Origin of the sequence: Taibaiella soli, assembly GCF_003236175.1 — a bacterium.
In the GTDB taxonomy this organism is placed as follows: Bacteria; Bacteroidota; Bacteroidia; order Chitinophagales; family Chitinophagaceae; genus QKTW01.
Genome location: NZ_QKTW01000017.1, coordinates 1 through 12,740 on the forward strand (window position 1 = coordinate 1; position 12,740 = coordinate 12,740).

The window sequence follows — 12,740 nt, forward strand, 5'->3', positions numbered from 1 at the left end:
AAGTAATGCAATCAGGAATAAAATGGTGCTAAGGGTCGTTGCTGTCATCAAGAATCAAAGAAAATATGTGAATAACTATCAAAAAGCAGCATAAAAAGTATTTCGTTAAGTCATAGCAATCATTGCGATGAGTTGGCAAACAGCAAAGCTGTGGAAATGAAGTGGCAACCTGATTTCGCGACGGGAAAAAGTAACACAATAACTAAAAACAATTCCTCGCACTGGAAGTCCTCCTCCTCGGAGGAGCAAGAGGAGGTAAAAACTATATTATGAAACATCTTCACGGAGGCCGGAACATAAAACGCTTCCGCGAAATGCTGGGCATCAAACAGGAAGCACTCGCCTTTGAGCTTGGCGACGACTGGACGCAAAAGAAAGTATCGCTGCTAGAACAAAAGGAATCGGTGGAACCTGCGGTGTAACACACTTATTTCGCGGGATCTCTCCTATCGTCGAGATGACCGTATTATTATATACCTTCTAAAGCGAGAAATAAGTGCTGCGTTTATTTGTCATGCCGACGCACAGCCTAAGTCTTTGGTATATTATACGTAGCGCTATATAATACATACTAATAGGTATAGGTCACCTAATTGAAAAAAACTACATTTGGAACAATGTGGCAATGGTGAATGGTGAATAGTCAATGGCCAATAGTCAATGGTGAATCTCATGTGATTGTACAAATACCTGAGCAACACCATCTGCGGGTCATTGCGAGGAGTTTCCTAACAGCAAAGCTGTGGAAACGAAGTGGCAACCTGATTTCGCGACTGGAAAAATACGTTAACAACGAACAACTATATTATGAAACATCTTCACGGAGGCCGGAACATAAAACGCTTCGGCGAAATGCTGGGCATCAAACAGGAAGCACTCGCCTTTGAACTCGGCGACGACTGGACGCAAAAGAAAGTATCGCTGCTAGAACAAAAGGAATCGGTGGAACCTGCTGTATTGCAACAGGTGTCTGCTGTGTTGAAGATTCCGGTAGAGGCTTTTGAGAATTTTGATGAAGAACAGGCGATCACTTTTATTTCGAGTACACTAGGTGATAATGCCTTCAACTATGGTACTATTCATATCAATCCGATCGAAAAGATCATGCAACTGCATGAAGAGAAGATTGCTTTGTATGAAAGGATGTTGAAAGAGAAAGATGAGATGATGATGAGGTTGGAGAAGATGCTGGGGAAATAAGTTGAATACCTAAAGGGCATTAAAACACAACATGAAATCAGATTGCCACTTCGTCGTTCCTCCTCATCGCAATGACCACCTTAATATACACTCATAATAAGTAACACACTTTCAGGGTCATCACGAGGAGCCACCTAACAGTGAAACTGTGGAGGCGACGTGGTGATCTGATTTCGCATGAGACCAGCGAGGGCATCTGCACTTGTTGGGTACAAAGACCGCACTATTATAACACTTGCGTTGAGTAACACACTTTCCGGGTCATCACGAGGAGGCACCTAACAGTGCAAACTGTGGAGGCGACGTGGTGATCTGATTTCGCATGAGACCAGCGAGGGCATCTGCACTTGTTGGGTACAAAGACCGCACTATTATAATACTCGCCTTGAGTAACACACTTTCCGCGTCATCACGAGGAGCCACCTAACAGTGAAACTGTGGAGGCGACGTGGTGATCTGATTTCGCGTAGGTCCCGCGCGGTATCTACACTTGTGGTTCACGTTTATCTACTATTACAATACTCGCCTTGAGTAACACACTTTCAGGGTCATCACGAGGAGCCACCTAACAGTGAAACTGTGGAGGCGACGTGGTGATCTGATTTCGCACTGAAACTATTACATCGCGACGTTCACGTATTAACGCCAAACAGCGCGAAATCAGGTCGCCACTTCCTCGTGCCTCGTCATCGCGATGACCGTATTATTATATAACCGTGGGCATCACCTCATTCATTTATCTCTTCCCACAAATCCTTCCAATCAGGATTTCGCTTTTTTATCAGCACAATTTTAAATGCACGACTTCGACTCTTTAAGCGTTTTTCCCCGGCAATCGCCTCAGCTATTGTATCAAAGCGATAGTAGTAGACAAGCTTTACACAATTGTATTTTGCAGTGAAGCAATTGGGATAATACTTAGTGCGATGCTGCCACACTCGTTGAGAAAGAGTTGATGTAACACCGACATATAGTACGCTATTGGTAATTGTGGTCATAATGTAGACGAAACCAGCTTTTTGCATACTTCAACAATGTGCAAATCACATGCCAGTTTTGCCTAGCGCGAAATCAGATCGCCACGTCGTTCCCACAGCTTTGCTGTTTGGGAACTCCTCGCGATGACCCGCGGGAGTCATACACATGTTATCGCAAAAAACTCTTCAAAAATTATACCGGAGCATTGCCAGAAATCGTAAGGACGAGTCTCGAAAATCGTAAGGAGAAGTTTGGGAAATCGTAAGGACGAGTTGGACAAATCGTAAGGACGATTTTGATGGGTCTTCAAGGTGAGCCACTATGACGGATTTGAGGAGGGGGATTTTTAGAGTATTATATTGGAGACGTTGCATGCAACGTCTGTACGAAATATATGGTCGGTGAAAGGAAAATTTGAGGAATCCCATGTGGTTGTAGAGACGTTGCATGCAACGTCTCCAGGCAATTGAGAGCCGCGTTTATTTGTCATGCCGACAGAAGGAGGCATCCCGCGAAATGAGTAAGCGGCTAAATAGTATCCTGCCGTTGGGATGATAGCCCTGATGGTAGCGGTTCCCCCGCAGCGAGGCACGAGCGAGGAGTATGAGCGGACAGCAGGAAGGAAGATGAATGATGCAATGACCTGGAGCTTCTGAGCAATAGAAAGCCCCGGCATTGCTGCCGGGGCTTCGTGTATTATAATATATGCGCGAAATCAGGTTGCCACTTCGTCGTTCCTCCTCATTGCAATGACCCTCATTTTTTGACAAACGCGAGTACGCTGTCGAAAACTAAGGGCTTCGTGCCTTAGTGCCGCCGCGAGCAAGTCCCTTTGCAGCTTTGTGAGAAAACCCTCGCGTATTTTGTGCTCTTCGATTCCGTTCAGGGTGACAAACGCGAGTCGTTACCAAACGCGGGCAACTGACATTTCACGTTTGACGTTTCACCCGATTCACCATTCACCATTGACCATTCACCAAACTTACTCTTCCCATTTCTTCACGATCGTCGTTGCGATGTGACCACCGAAACCGAAAGTGTTGCTCATTGCGTAGCGAACCTTTTTCTTAACCGGTGTGTGAAGTGTGTAGTCGAACTTACCTACGTATTCTGGTTCTATCGTTTGTGTATTGATCGTTGGCGGAACGATATCTTCCTGCACTGCTTTGATACATGCAATGGCTTCAATAGCGCCTGCAGCACCAAGCAAGTGACCTGTGCTCGATTTTGTAGCACTTACGCTCAGTTCCGGTTTTACACCAAATACACGTTCCATGGCAATCAGCTCGCTGATATCGCCCAATGGTGTAGATGTTGCGTGCATGTTTACATAATCGATATCGGAAGGTTGCAGGTTAGCATCTTCCAGCGCAGCCAGCATACCGAGGTAAGCACCTTCGCCTTCGGGGTGTGTACCTGTAAGGTGATACGCATCTGCCGCCATACCGCCGCCTACTACTTCAGCCAGAATTGGAGCGTTACGTTTCTTCGCGCTTTCCAGACTTTCGAGGATGATAGCACCAGCGCCTTCACCCATTACGAAACCATCGCGGGTTACGTCGAACGGACGGGAAGCTGTTGCCGGATTGTCGTTGTTGGTAGAAAGTGCTTTTGATGCATTAAAACCACCAACGCCAGCCATGCTGATCGGCGCTTCAGAACCACCAGTGATGATCATGTCAGCTTTACCCCAGCGGATATAGTTGAATGCATCGATGATCGCAGTATTAGAGGTTGCACAGGCAGAAACAGTTGTAAAGTTGATGCCACGCAAACCGTATTTCATAGAGATCACACCTGATGCGATGTCTACGATCATCTTAGGGATGAAGAACGGATTGAAGCGTGGCGTACCATCGCCATTTGCAAATTCCATTACCTGATCCTGGAAAGTGGTAAGACCACCATTACCAGAACCCCAGATAACACCAATGCGATTGCGGTTCATGCTTTCGAAATCAATCTGCGCATCTTTTACAGCCTGCTCTACTGCAATGACTGCGTATTGTGTGTACAGATCGTATTTACGTGCTTCACTCTTTTCTATGTGCTGCAGCGGGTCAAAGTTTTTCAACTCACCCGCAAATTTTGTTTTAAACTTAGAAGTGTCAAACCTTGTGATTGGGGCAATGCCACTTACACCTTTAAGCATGTTCTGCCAAAAGTCTGGTACGTTATTACCAATGGGAGTAAGGGCACCAACGCCAGTAATTACTACTCGTTGCATATCGCTGTATTTAGTAAGAAAAAGTTTTTGTATTACTTTTCGTAGATTTTAATAGGCGCAAAATCATTCATCAAGCCTCTGTGAAGATTTGCTTTAAGTACCAAATGAAGAGCTAATTGGGCTTGCTCTGATAATTGTAAACGGTATGCCGTCATATAAAAAGCGACGCAAAAATAGGACGAAAACGTTTATCTGCAAGTTTTAGGCAAATTTTACCGTAATAACATTATAAAACAACCATATATCGCCTTTAATTGTGAGCTCATCTATTTAAAAAAGCGACTATTTTTGCAGCCGATTACCAAAAAACCGACAATAAATTGAAGAAATCCTATTGGACTGCCCTCGTCCTTATTTTATCTGTTTTTGCTTCTTCCTGCAAAAAATCACATGAATCGACCACCAATCCGAATAACGGCAACCCGGTCGGTCAAACAACGGGCTACCGCGTAGAGGGGATTAAAGATATCTATGTAATAAATGATGCGGATAACAATATCTGTAAATTGAACCTTTCGGTAAATGATACTGCAAAAATGCCCGAAAATATTAAGCTGGCATTAGAAGGATGGCCCGACGCCTGTTACGGCTATTTATCAACAGACAGTGCCAATGGCAACTACACCACTACGCTTACTGTTAATAACAGCGGAGCCAGCCCGGGTGTTTACCCAATACGACTGAACTGCACAGGTTCTCTGTCCGGGAAAATCAGTTATACTTTCAACCTGAATATTTTGTCAACAACAGACGACGCCAATTTCTTTCTGGGTACAGGAGCGGGCACAAGAGGAACGCAACATCTGCTTCCATATACAGACTATATTACAAAAGGCGACACGGCAGGAAAAATCATTTTCAGTAATTTCTCTGGTCTGGGTATTTCCATTTATGCAAATATCAGTGGCGATGCAAAAAAACAGGTAGCCCCGATGAAAATTCCGCTGCAAACGATTGACAACAAAAAATACTTTGGCGACGGATGGGTTGCATCAGGAAAGATAACCCACGACAAAACCTCATTCTTGTACTATAACTACAGTGTGGTTTCGTCAACTGGTGATACAACGAGTGAATACGTTGAAATGACGATTACACACTAAGAATAAAACGACAATCATTCTATCCACAAACCAGAATCAAACGTTCAAATGAAAAAGTCCTATTTAATGATCGCAGTGCTTGCACTTGCCGCCGGCATTTCTTCCTGCAGTAAATCCGACAGCAGCGATCCTTCGAACCCCAACAACAACAACAACAACAACCATCCGGTAAGCTACCGTATCGATGGTCTTACAGATGTTTCTGTGCAAGGTGACGCCGACAGCAACACGAGTGTTACGACCCTGATGATTTCTGATACCCTGAAATCACAACAGAAGATTACACTTTCATTGGAAGGACTACCGAACGGCTGTACTGGCGACTTCTCCGTAAACGGCGGTTATCCTTCTTACACCTCTGTACTTACCATTAAAGATAATGATGCCGCTCCGGGTGTTTATCCCGTAAAACTGAATGGTGAAGGTTCTATTTCTGGTAAAACAAGCCTGAGTTTTAACCTGACCATCCGTCCACGTACAAATTTTGCACTTTATTTTCTCGGCACCGGAAATGCTACAGTGGGCCTCAGTGGTGAATTTCCTCCATATACCGATCACATTACAAAAGGCGATACCCTCAACAGAATCGTCTTTAATAATTATGCCGGTCAGGGTGTAGCTGTGTATGGCGATATCACGGGTGATGTGAAGCATACAATGGCTGACATAAACATTCCGGTACAAACAATCGGTGGCAGAAAATTCTGGGGTAGCGGTAATGTTTGGAGCTCCGCAATGACGAATAGCGGATCCCAAATCATTTTCTCCTACAAATACACAAGGGCAGCCGGTGATACAGTTGGCGGTTATGTTACCATGGATATCACGCAATAGTTTTCAATAACTTACACTATCTTCGCGGCGCTAAAATTAAAAAAATAATAAAAATGAAAAAATCCTACTTGTTGCCCCTGGTAGTTTCTATCGGTCTTTTCTCCTGTACTAAAAGCGGTACAGACACAACTTCCGGCACTGGCGCCAACACGAACAAAACAAGCTATAAAGTAAATGGCGTTGTTGATGTTTCCATACAAAACAATCCAGACAGCAACACCAGCGTTACTACTCTGACAATAACTGATACTTTGAAATCAGCTCAAAAAATTACTTTGTCGCTGGACGGATTACCGAATGGTGTGACCGGAACTTTATCTAATACTAGCGGCTATCCTACTTATACTTCAGTATTGACCTTCGTTGACGCCAGCAATGCGACACCGGGTGTATATCCAATAAAACTGAATTGTGAGGGCTCCATTTCCGGAAAAGCTAGCTATACGATCAATCTGACCGTAAGAGCAGATCATGATTATGCAAATGACTGGATTGGGACGGCTGATGCTATTACCAGATTAGTCAACGGCGACCCTGGCCCTAGCTTTACGGAAACCATCACACATGGTGACCGTCCCAATCGTGTAGTGTTCCATAATTTCTTTAATGATGGTGTTGATGTATACGCCGATATTCGGCCAGATGGAGAAAATGTCGACATCCCGTCCCAAACCATAAACGGCGCAATTTATTCTGGTGGCCTCTCCACAGTCAATGATCCAAGCGGCAGACATATTCTCGGTGGTCGTGTAACCAGAACTACAAATGGCAACCTCCTTGGCTACGACATCGGGCTCACCATGCGCTAATTCAAGAGTCGGATAATTTCATAGAAAAGCTACCACTTCAAAGTGGTAGCTTTTTGTTTTTACCGCCCTATGTAAATTCTCAGCAAGTCGCACTCCGATGCAAATACGCATTATCTTCGCGACGCAAAAAAATAAAAAGAATAAAAATGAAAAAATCCTACTTGTTGCCCCTGGTAGTTTCTATCGGTCTTTTCTCCTGTACAAAAAGCGGTACAGACACAACTTCCGGCACTGGCGCCAACACGAACAAAACAAGCTATAAAGTAAATGGCGTTGTTGATGTTTCCATACAAAACAATCCAGACAGCAACACCAGCGTTACTACACTAACAATAACTGATACCTTAAAATCAGCTCAGAAAATTACTTTGTCGCTGGACGGATTACCGAATGGTGTGAGCGGGAGTTTGTCTAACACAAGTGGCTACCCTACATACTCCACGGTTTTGACTTTTGTAGACACCAATGCTACCCCAGGCGTATATCCTGTCAAACTAAACTGTGAGGGTTCGGTTTCAGGAAAAACAACGTATACAATCGATCTGACGATAAGACCAGATCATGACTATGCAAATGATTGGCTCGGCACAGCGGAAGGAGCGAATATCCCGTCGAATAGCCCTAATACTTTGACTTACACAGAAAATATCACACATGGAGACCGCACTAACCGAATTGTCTTTAATAACTTTGGTGGTTACGGAATTAAAGTGTATGCTGATATTATAGATTACGGCACTAATTTCACTATTCCTACGCAAACCATCAATAACACTACTTATTTTAGCAAGATTGATGGCGATATATACTCAAACCAATATGGGAAAAACCTGAACGCCCTTATTGAAAGAGATTCAAGTGGTGTTCCCTATTACTTCACAATGGCTGTGACAGTCCATTAATAAACCAATAATATTCCTGAAAGCCATCACTGCTTAGTGATGGCTTTTTTATTTTAATTTATCTTTATATATCAAAACGCAGGCCTATCGCATTTGTTTAACCATACCAAAAACAATCTCATGAAAAAATCCTATTGTATTATTGTCGCCATTGCCACAGCAACCAGTTTTTTCTCTTGCAGCAAATCCGACACTGGCGACACACTGCCTACTAACTACAGAATAGATGACATTCACGATATAGAATTACAACCATCGGGCACACAAACTTCCATTCTAAACCTCAGCGCTGTTTACACAGGAAAAATACAGGAACGTATTTCCCTTTCTCTTGAGGACGTACCTGCCGGTGTGGGCACCGATATATCGATAACCGGCGGCTATCCTGCTTTTAATACACAAATTGCTTTTACTGATTCATCGGCAACACCAGGCACTTACCCAATCAAACTGGTATGTGAAGGTTCGCAGACTGGTAAGAAATCTTATACATTCAATCTCGTTGCCAAACCTGAGATAGATTACAACAGCGTACTGGCTGGTACTTACACTGATTGCAGCAACGCCTGCACGTCTTCCGGTGGCTATACCATTACCATCAGACCAGGTGATAAACCCAACAAAATCTATATCGACAATATTGACAACACAGGAAGAACTGTCTTTGCAAATATTATCAACAACGGTCAGCAAATCAGTATTCCGGAACAGCTGGTCAACTATTTTATTTACCGCGGCGGTGGCGTCGTAGTTAACAGTTCAGAACTGCAGCTTAACCTGTCCGCAGTTTATAGCAGTGAGACGATCAATTGTGTGGTCTACATTTCAAAATAATAAAATCACTATCTTTTGCGTTTATTAAAAAAAACAGCTACACTAAATGAGAAAGTCCTATTTAGCGATCGCCTGTATTGCACTGGCCGCGAACCTTTCATCCTGCAGTAAATCCGACAGCACCGACACCCTGCCTACAAACTACAAGATTGACGGGGTGCAGGATGTCACATTACAGCCACTGATAAATCCGTCTGGCTACATGCAACTGACCGTCTCTTATGTCGGCAAAACACAGGAGCGTGTAGATCTTTCCCTGGAGGGTGTACCGTCTGGCTGTGGCGCTGACATCTCAGTAACGGGCGGATATCCTACATTCTCGTCTTCGGTAATGTTTACAGACACGTCTGCCAATCCGGGTACTTATCCGATCAAATTAGTTTGCAACGGTTCCAGTACCGGCAAAAAATCTTACAATCTAAATCTGACCATTAAACCTGAACCAGATTACGGATCGGCATTGCTCGGCACGTATTCAAATACCACTACCAGCTGCAGCACTACCGGCAATACTTATATTGCTACAATTACAGCAAGTGACAAAGTGAACAAAATCCTGTTAAACAATTTCGACAATGCGGGCACTAGCGTTTATGCACTCGTAACAAACGGTGGAATGTATTTTACTGTTCCGCAGCAAACGGTAAATGGTTATACTTATTCTGGCTCGGGCAGTATCTATAATGGTAGCACTACGTTAGAATTCAGCTATACAAAAACTTCTCCGAGCAGTAACGACAACTGCTACGTGCTTTTTACAAAATAATCTGATAAGGATTTTCATAAGAGCTGTCTCCGCCAGAACGCAGAGACAGCTTTTTCTTTTTATATTAGCTATTCATCAAAATTCAAATCACTATGGCGATACTGGCTAAACTCGGAAACTATAAAAACACAGGTCAATTATTACTCCGCGTCGGACTAGGTGCAATGATGGTTATACATGGTTATCCCAAATTGCTTGGTGGTCCGCAAATGTGGAAACAGATCGGCGGATCAATGAATAACATCGGCATTCATTTCGCACCAACGTTCTGGGGCTTTATGGCCGGCGCCGCAGAAGCCATAGGCGGATTACTGTTTTTATTAGGCCTTTGGTTCCGGCCAGCCTGTTTCTTCTTGCTGTTTACGATGTTTATGGCAGCGATGCATCATTTTAAAGCAGGCGACGGTTTAGGGCAAGCCTCACACGCCATAGAACTGGGCTTTGTGTTCATCGGTATGTTATTCATAGGTCCAGGAAAATATTCTATGGATAAGAAATAATGCACAAGTTTTTAGGCTTAAAGCCTAAAGCGCTTTCGAATACCTTTCGGAATATTCACGTCAGTATATGCACAAACCCGCAAAGCATCTAACTTTGCGGGTTTGTATTTTTTGACTTTTGACTTTTGACTTTTGACTTTTGACTTTTGACTTTTGACTTTTGACTTTTGACTTTTGACTTTTGACTTTTGACTTTTGACTTTTGACTTTTGACTTATTTTATAATCGTCACATTCGTTACAAACTTCTGATCGGCGCATTGCATGATGCAACAATAAACCCCGGAAGGAATATTCGCTACCGATAATTCCGTTTTCTGAATGTTGCCAGCAGCCGTCGAATAAACCAGTCGCTGTCCCATCATATTGTACAGACCAATTTCAACCGTACCACTTGTAGCAAAACCATTATTCCAGGAAATATTCAGCTGATCTCTGGCAGGATTCGGGTATACCGAACAGTTAATGCTATTGCCGTTGTAGCTCACATTATTGACCGATACTACGCCGTTTTGCTTGTAGAGATACAAACCACCCAGCACGTTGCCTATGATCATTTCATATTTACCGTCACCGTCCACATCGCCGATTGCAGGTGCACTGTAATATGGCAGATTTATATACGAGTACTGAGAATCTACCCTTACATAATCAGTTGTGACGTTGCCATTCTGAAAACCATCATAACGATAGAGCGCACCGCTGAAACTTCCCATTACCAGATAATCTTTACCAGTATTATCCATCTTGCCGATGTACGGTTTACTGAAACCACTAAACGGTTCGGTATGCGCATTACCCAGTTTATTCGTAATCTTCTGCAAACCAAGTGCAGTACCTGACGGACCATTATTCTGATAATAATAGATATAACCCGCCTGATAACCGATCAGCAAATCGGGTTTACCATCCTTATTCATGTCATAGATTACAGGAGACGCAGAACCACCGACATTGATGGTATTATAAGCTGCATCTTTCAAGGCATTTTGCGCCAGCACCCATATTGGCTGATCGGCTGCAGTAGCTGCAGTATTTCTGAAATAGCTGACCGTACCGTCTAAATGTCCGATCACCATATCATCTTTACCGTCCTCATCCAGATCGCCGAAAGCAAGTGAGGCACCCTGATAGTTATTAGCCCAGAGACCCATGAAATCATCAGTCACGAGCGTAAAAGACGGGTTACCTGTTGTGCTTGTGTTTTGATAATAAGAGACTTTGCTGCGCAATGGTCCGTTGTTATAAAAACCAGCGGAACCAAGAAAGAGATCCAGTTTGCCATCGCGGTCGTAATCATAGAAAACCGGATAAGACAAACTACCCACATCAACCGTTTCCCCGACAATTAAAGTATCAGTCTGATAACTATAAACGGGAGCAGATGCAGTACCTGTGTTCTTGTAATACATAACCACACGATAGTTTTCGGAGCTACCTTCCGCGTGCGGTGAAATAAGAATATCTTTCAAGCCATCCTGATCATAATCGATCCAAAAAACAGACGGCCAGTTTGGCATATGAGCCTGGAAACCGTTCATTTGCCATGTTGTATCCTGACTGATCATAGAATCTCTCGGCTGCGCGAATTGACTACGGCCATTTACCATCAGCTGTACATCTGCAAATGAAATGTTCCCGTCGAGATAATCATAATCGCCATCAGCATCAATATCAATCAGACAGATCGTATTACCCTGATGCAGTGTGGTTCTTTGCGCGCCATCCGGATTGGCCAGACGGCAGGAATTGGTACCGCCCTGACTGCAGGAATACGCCAGGTTTTGCTTACGGTCGAAGCCCTGATACGATTTTCCCCAGCAGGCATCTGCAAAACAAGCCACAATAGAATCACAAGACATATGCTCTTCCATCTGGCAATTCTTATACAGTGAAATAGCATTCCCCAAAACAGAATACGACATAAAATCAAGATCACCATCACCATCGATATCTGCTACACCAGGAATATCATTTACCGCCACGTAACAATTGACAGAATTACCTGTAGGATCTTTATACCAAAGATCTTTATAGTAGGTAAACGAAAGTTCGTTGTTGCTGTTATAATATCCTTTGTAGATGCCGAAACCTGCAACGCTGCCCTGAATCAGATCAGGAATATTATCACAGTTATAATCTTCCAGTTTCAGGAAGTTTTCAACCACCGGAAAATTATCGGCATAATGTGGTGCATATTGATAATCGGGATTACCTGCCACACCGTGATTGATAAATGTTTTAACACCGCCAGTGCTGCGCTCGTAAATCACCAGGTCTTTAACGCCGTCATGATTAAGATCGGCCATTGCAAACTGCGGATTATTAAAACCACCCGTCCAGGCAAATTTCTTGGGTGTATTTCCCCAGTAAATATGCACACTAGTATCGGGCTGGTATATTTTTCCCTGAAACTGAGCATGGCAATACTGACCTAAAATCAGCAATTGTGCCACAGCAAGTGTAAAGAGTTTCTTCATTTAGAAAAACGTTGCTTTTGGGTTTTAAATAAATTGGGCTTCGGGAAGTTAATAAAGTTATAACATCATGGCCATAATCGGGTCAAAATGAATATTCCCTATTATAAA

At 43.4% G+C, this 12,740-nt stretch carries 12 protein-coding genes; 9 read left to right on the forward strand and 3 right to left on the reverse strand.

What is annotated here, in order from left to right:
• Positions 1 to 269 precede the first annotated feature (269 nt).
• Entirely contained in the window at positions 270 to 422 is a 153-nt protein-coding gene (locus DN068_RS11500) for a hypothetical protein (RefSeq protein ID WP_243630223.1), read from the forward strand.
• A gap of 385 nt (positions 423 to 807) precedes the next feature.
• Positions 808 to 1,200 carry a helix-turn-helix domain-containing protein gene (locus tag DN068_RS11505; RefSeq protein WP_110999074.1) on the forward strand — a complete coding sequence of 131 codons (393 nt, stop codon included), beginning with the start codon at positions 808 to 810 and terminating at the stop codon, positions 1,198 to 1,200.
• Positions 1,201 to 1,928: 728 nt separating this feature from the next.
• Here DN068_RS11505 and DN068_RS11510 read toward each other — a convergent pair.
• Positions 1,929 to 2,225: a GIY-YIG nuclease family protein gene (locus tag DN068_RS11510; RefSeq protein WP_110999075.1), complete on the reverse strand. Its 297-nt coding sequence runs from the start codon at positions 2,223 to 2,225 to the stop codon at positions 1,929 to 1,931.
• A gap of 935 nt (positions 2,226 to 3,160) precedes the next feature.
• Complete coding sequence (gene fabF, locus DN068_RS11515) at positions 3,161 to 4,405, reverse strand: beta-ketoacyl-ACP synthase II (protein ID WP_110999076.1); 1,245 nt, start codon at positions 4,403 to 4,405, stop codon at positions 3,161 to 3,163.
• A gap of 320 nt (positions 4,406 to 4,725) precedes the next feature.
• Between fabF and DN068_RS11520 the strand changes: the two genes are divergently transcribed.
• The 7 genes from DN068_RS11520 to DN068_RS11550 all read left to right on the forward strand — a co-directional run bounded on the left by DN068_RS11520 (position 4,726) and on the right by DN068_RS11550 (position 10,153).
• Positions 4,726 to 5,508, forward strand: a complete 783-nt coding sequence (locus DN068_RS11520; RefSeq protein ID WP_110999077.1) for a hypothetical protein — start codon at positions 4,726 to 4,728, stop codon at positions 5,506 to 5,508.
• Positions 5,509 to 5,556: 48 nt separating this feature from the next.
• Positions 5,557 to 6,342, forward strand: coding sequence for a hypothetical protein (locus tag DN068_RS11525; protein ID WP_123985320.1), 786 nt, complete (start codon positions 5,557 to 5,559; stop codon positions 6,340 to 6,342).
• A gap of 53 nt (positions 6,343 to 6,395) precedes the next feature.
• Entirely contained in the window at positions 6,396 to 7,151 is a 756-nt protein-coding gene (locus DN068_RS11530) for a hypothetical protein (protein WP_110999079.1), read from the forward strand.
• Positions 7,152 to 7,297: 146 nt separating this feature from the next.
• A complete protein-coding gene (locus DN068_RS11535; RefSeq protein ID WP_110999080.1) occupies positions 7,298 to 8,053 on the forward strand; it encodes a hypothetical protein in 756 nt (251 codons plus the stop codon).
• A 120-nt stretch (positions 8,054 to 8,173) separates the two neighbouring features.
• Positions 8,174 to 8,887 (forward strand): hypothetical protein, encoded by a 714-nt coding sequence (locus DN068_RS11540; RefSeq protein WP_110999081.1) that lies wholly within the window; start codon positions 8,174 to 8,176, stop codon positions 8,885 to 8,887.
• 46 nt (positions 8,888 to 8,933) lie between these two features.
• Positions 8,934 to 9,653, forward strand: a complete 720-nt coding sequence (locus DN068_RS11545) for a hypothetical protein (RefSeq protein ID WP_110999082.1) — start codon at positions 8,934 to 8,936, stop codon at positions 9,651 to 9,653.
• A gap of 92 nt (positions 9,654 to 9,745) precedes the next feature.
• Positions 9,746 to 10,153: a DoxX family protein gene (locus tag DN068_RS11550; protein ID WP_110999083.1), complete on the forward strand. Its 408-nt coding sequence runs from the start codon at positions 9,746 to 9,748 to the stop codon at positions 10,151 to 10,153.
• A 214-nt stretch (positions 10,154 to 10,367) separates the two neighbouring features.
• Here the strand turns inward: DN068_RS11550 and DN068_RS11555 are convergent, their stop codons facing one another.
• Positions 10,368 to 12,632: a T9SS type A sorting domain-containing protein gene (locus tag DN068_RS11555; protein ID WP_110999084.1), complete on the reverse strand. Its 2,265-nt coding sequence runs from the start codon at positions 12,630 to 12,632 to the stop codon at positions 10,368 to 10,370.
• Between the last annotated feature and the right edge of the window lie 108 nt (positions 12,633 to 12,740).

Coding starts and splice junctions, on each gene's coding strand:
- DN068_RS11510 (WP_110999075.1), bottom strand. CDS start 2,225: ATGCAAAAAGCTGGTTTCGTCTACATTATGACCACAATTACCAATAGC.
- DN068_RS11540 (WP_110999081.1), top strand. CDS start 8,174: ATGAAAAAATCCTATTGTATTATTGTCGCCATTGCCACAGCAACCAGT.
- DN068_RS11500 (WP_243630223.1), top strand. CDS start 270: ATGAAACATCTTCACGGAGGCCGGAACATAAAACGCTTCCGCGAAATG.
- DN068_RS11535 (WP_110999080.1), top strand. CDS start 7,298: ATGAAAAAATCCTACTTGTTGCCCCTGGTAGTTTCTATCGGTCTTTTC.
- DN068_RS11505 (WP_110999074.1), top strand. CDS start 808: ATGAAACATCTTCACGGAGGCCGGAACATAAAACGCTTCGGCGAAATG.
- DN068_RS11550 (WP_110999083.1), top strand. CDS start 9,746: ATGGCGATACTGGCTAAACTCGGAAACTATAAAAACACAGGTCAATTA.
- fabF (WP_110999076.1), bottom strand. CDS start 4,405: ATGCAACGAGTAGTAATTACTGGCGTTGGTGCCCTTACTCCCATTGGT.
- DN068_RS11555 (WP_110999084.1), bottom strand. CDS start 12,632: ATGAAGAAACTCTTTACACTTGCTGTGGCACAATTGCTGATTTTAGGT.
- DN068_RS11525 (WP_123985320.1), top strand. CDS start 5,557: ATGAAAAAGTCCTATTTAATGATCGCAGTGCTTGCACTTGCCGCCGGC.
- DN068_RS11530 (WP_110999079.1), top strand. CDS start 6,396: ATGAAAAAATCCTACTTGTTGCCCCTGGTAGTTTCTATCGGTCTTTTC.
- DN068_RS11545 (WP_110999082.1), top strand. CDS start 8,934: ATGAGAAAGTCCTATTTAGCGATCGCCTGTATTGCACTGGCCGCGAAC.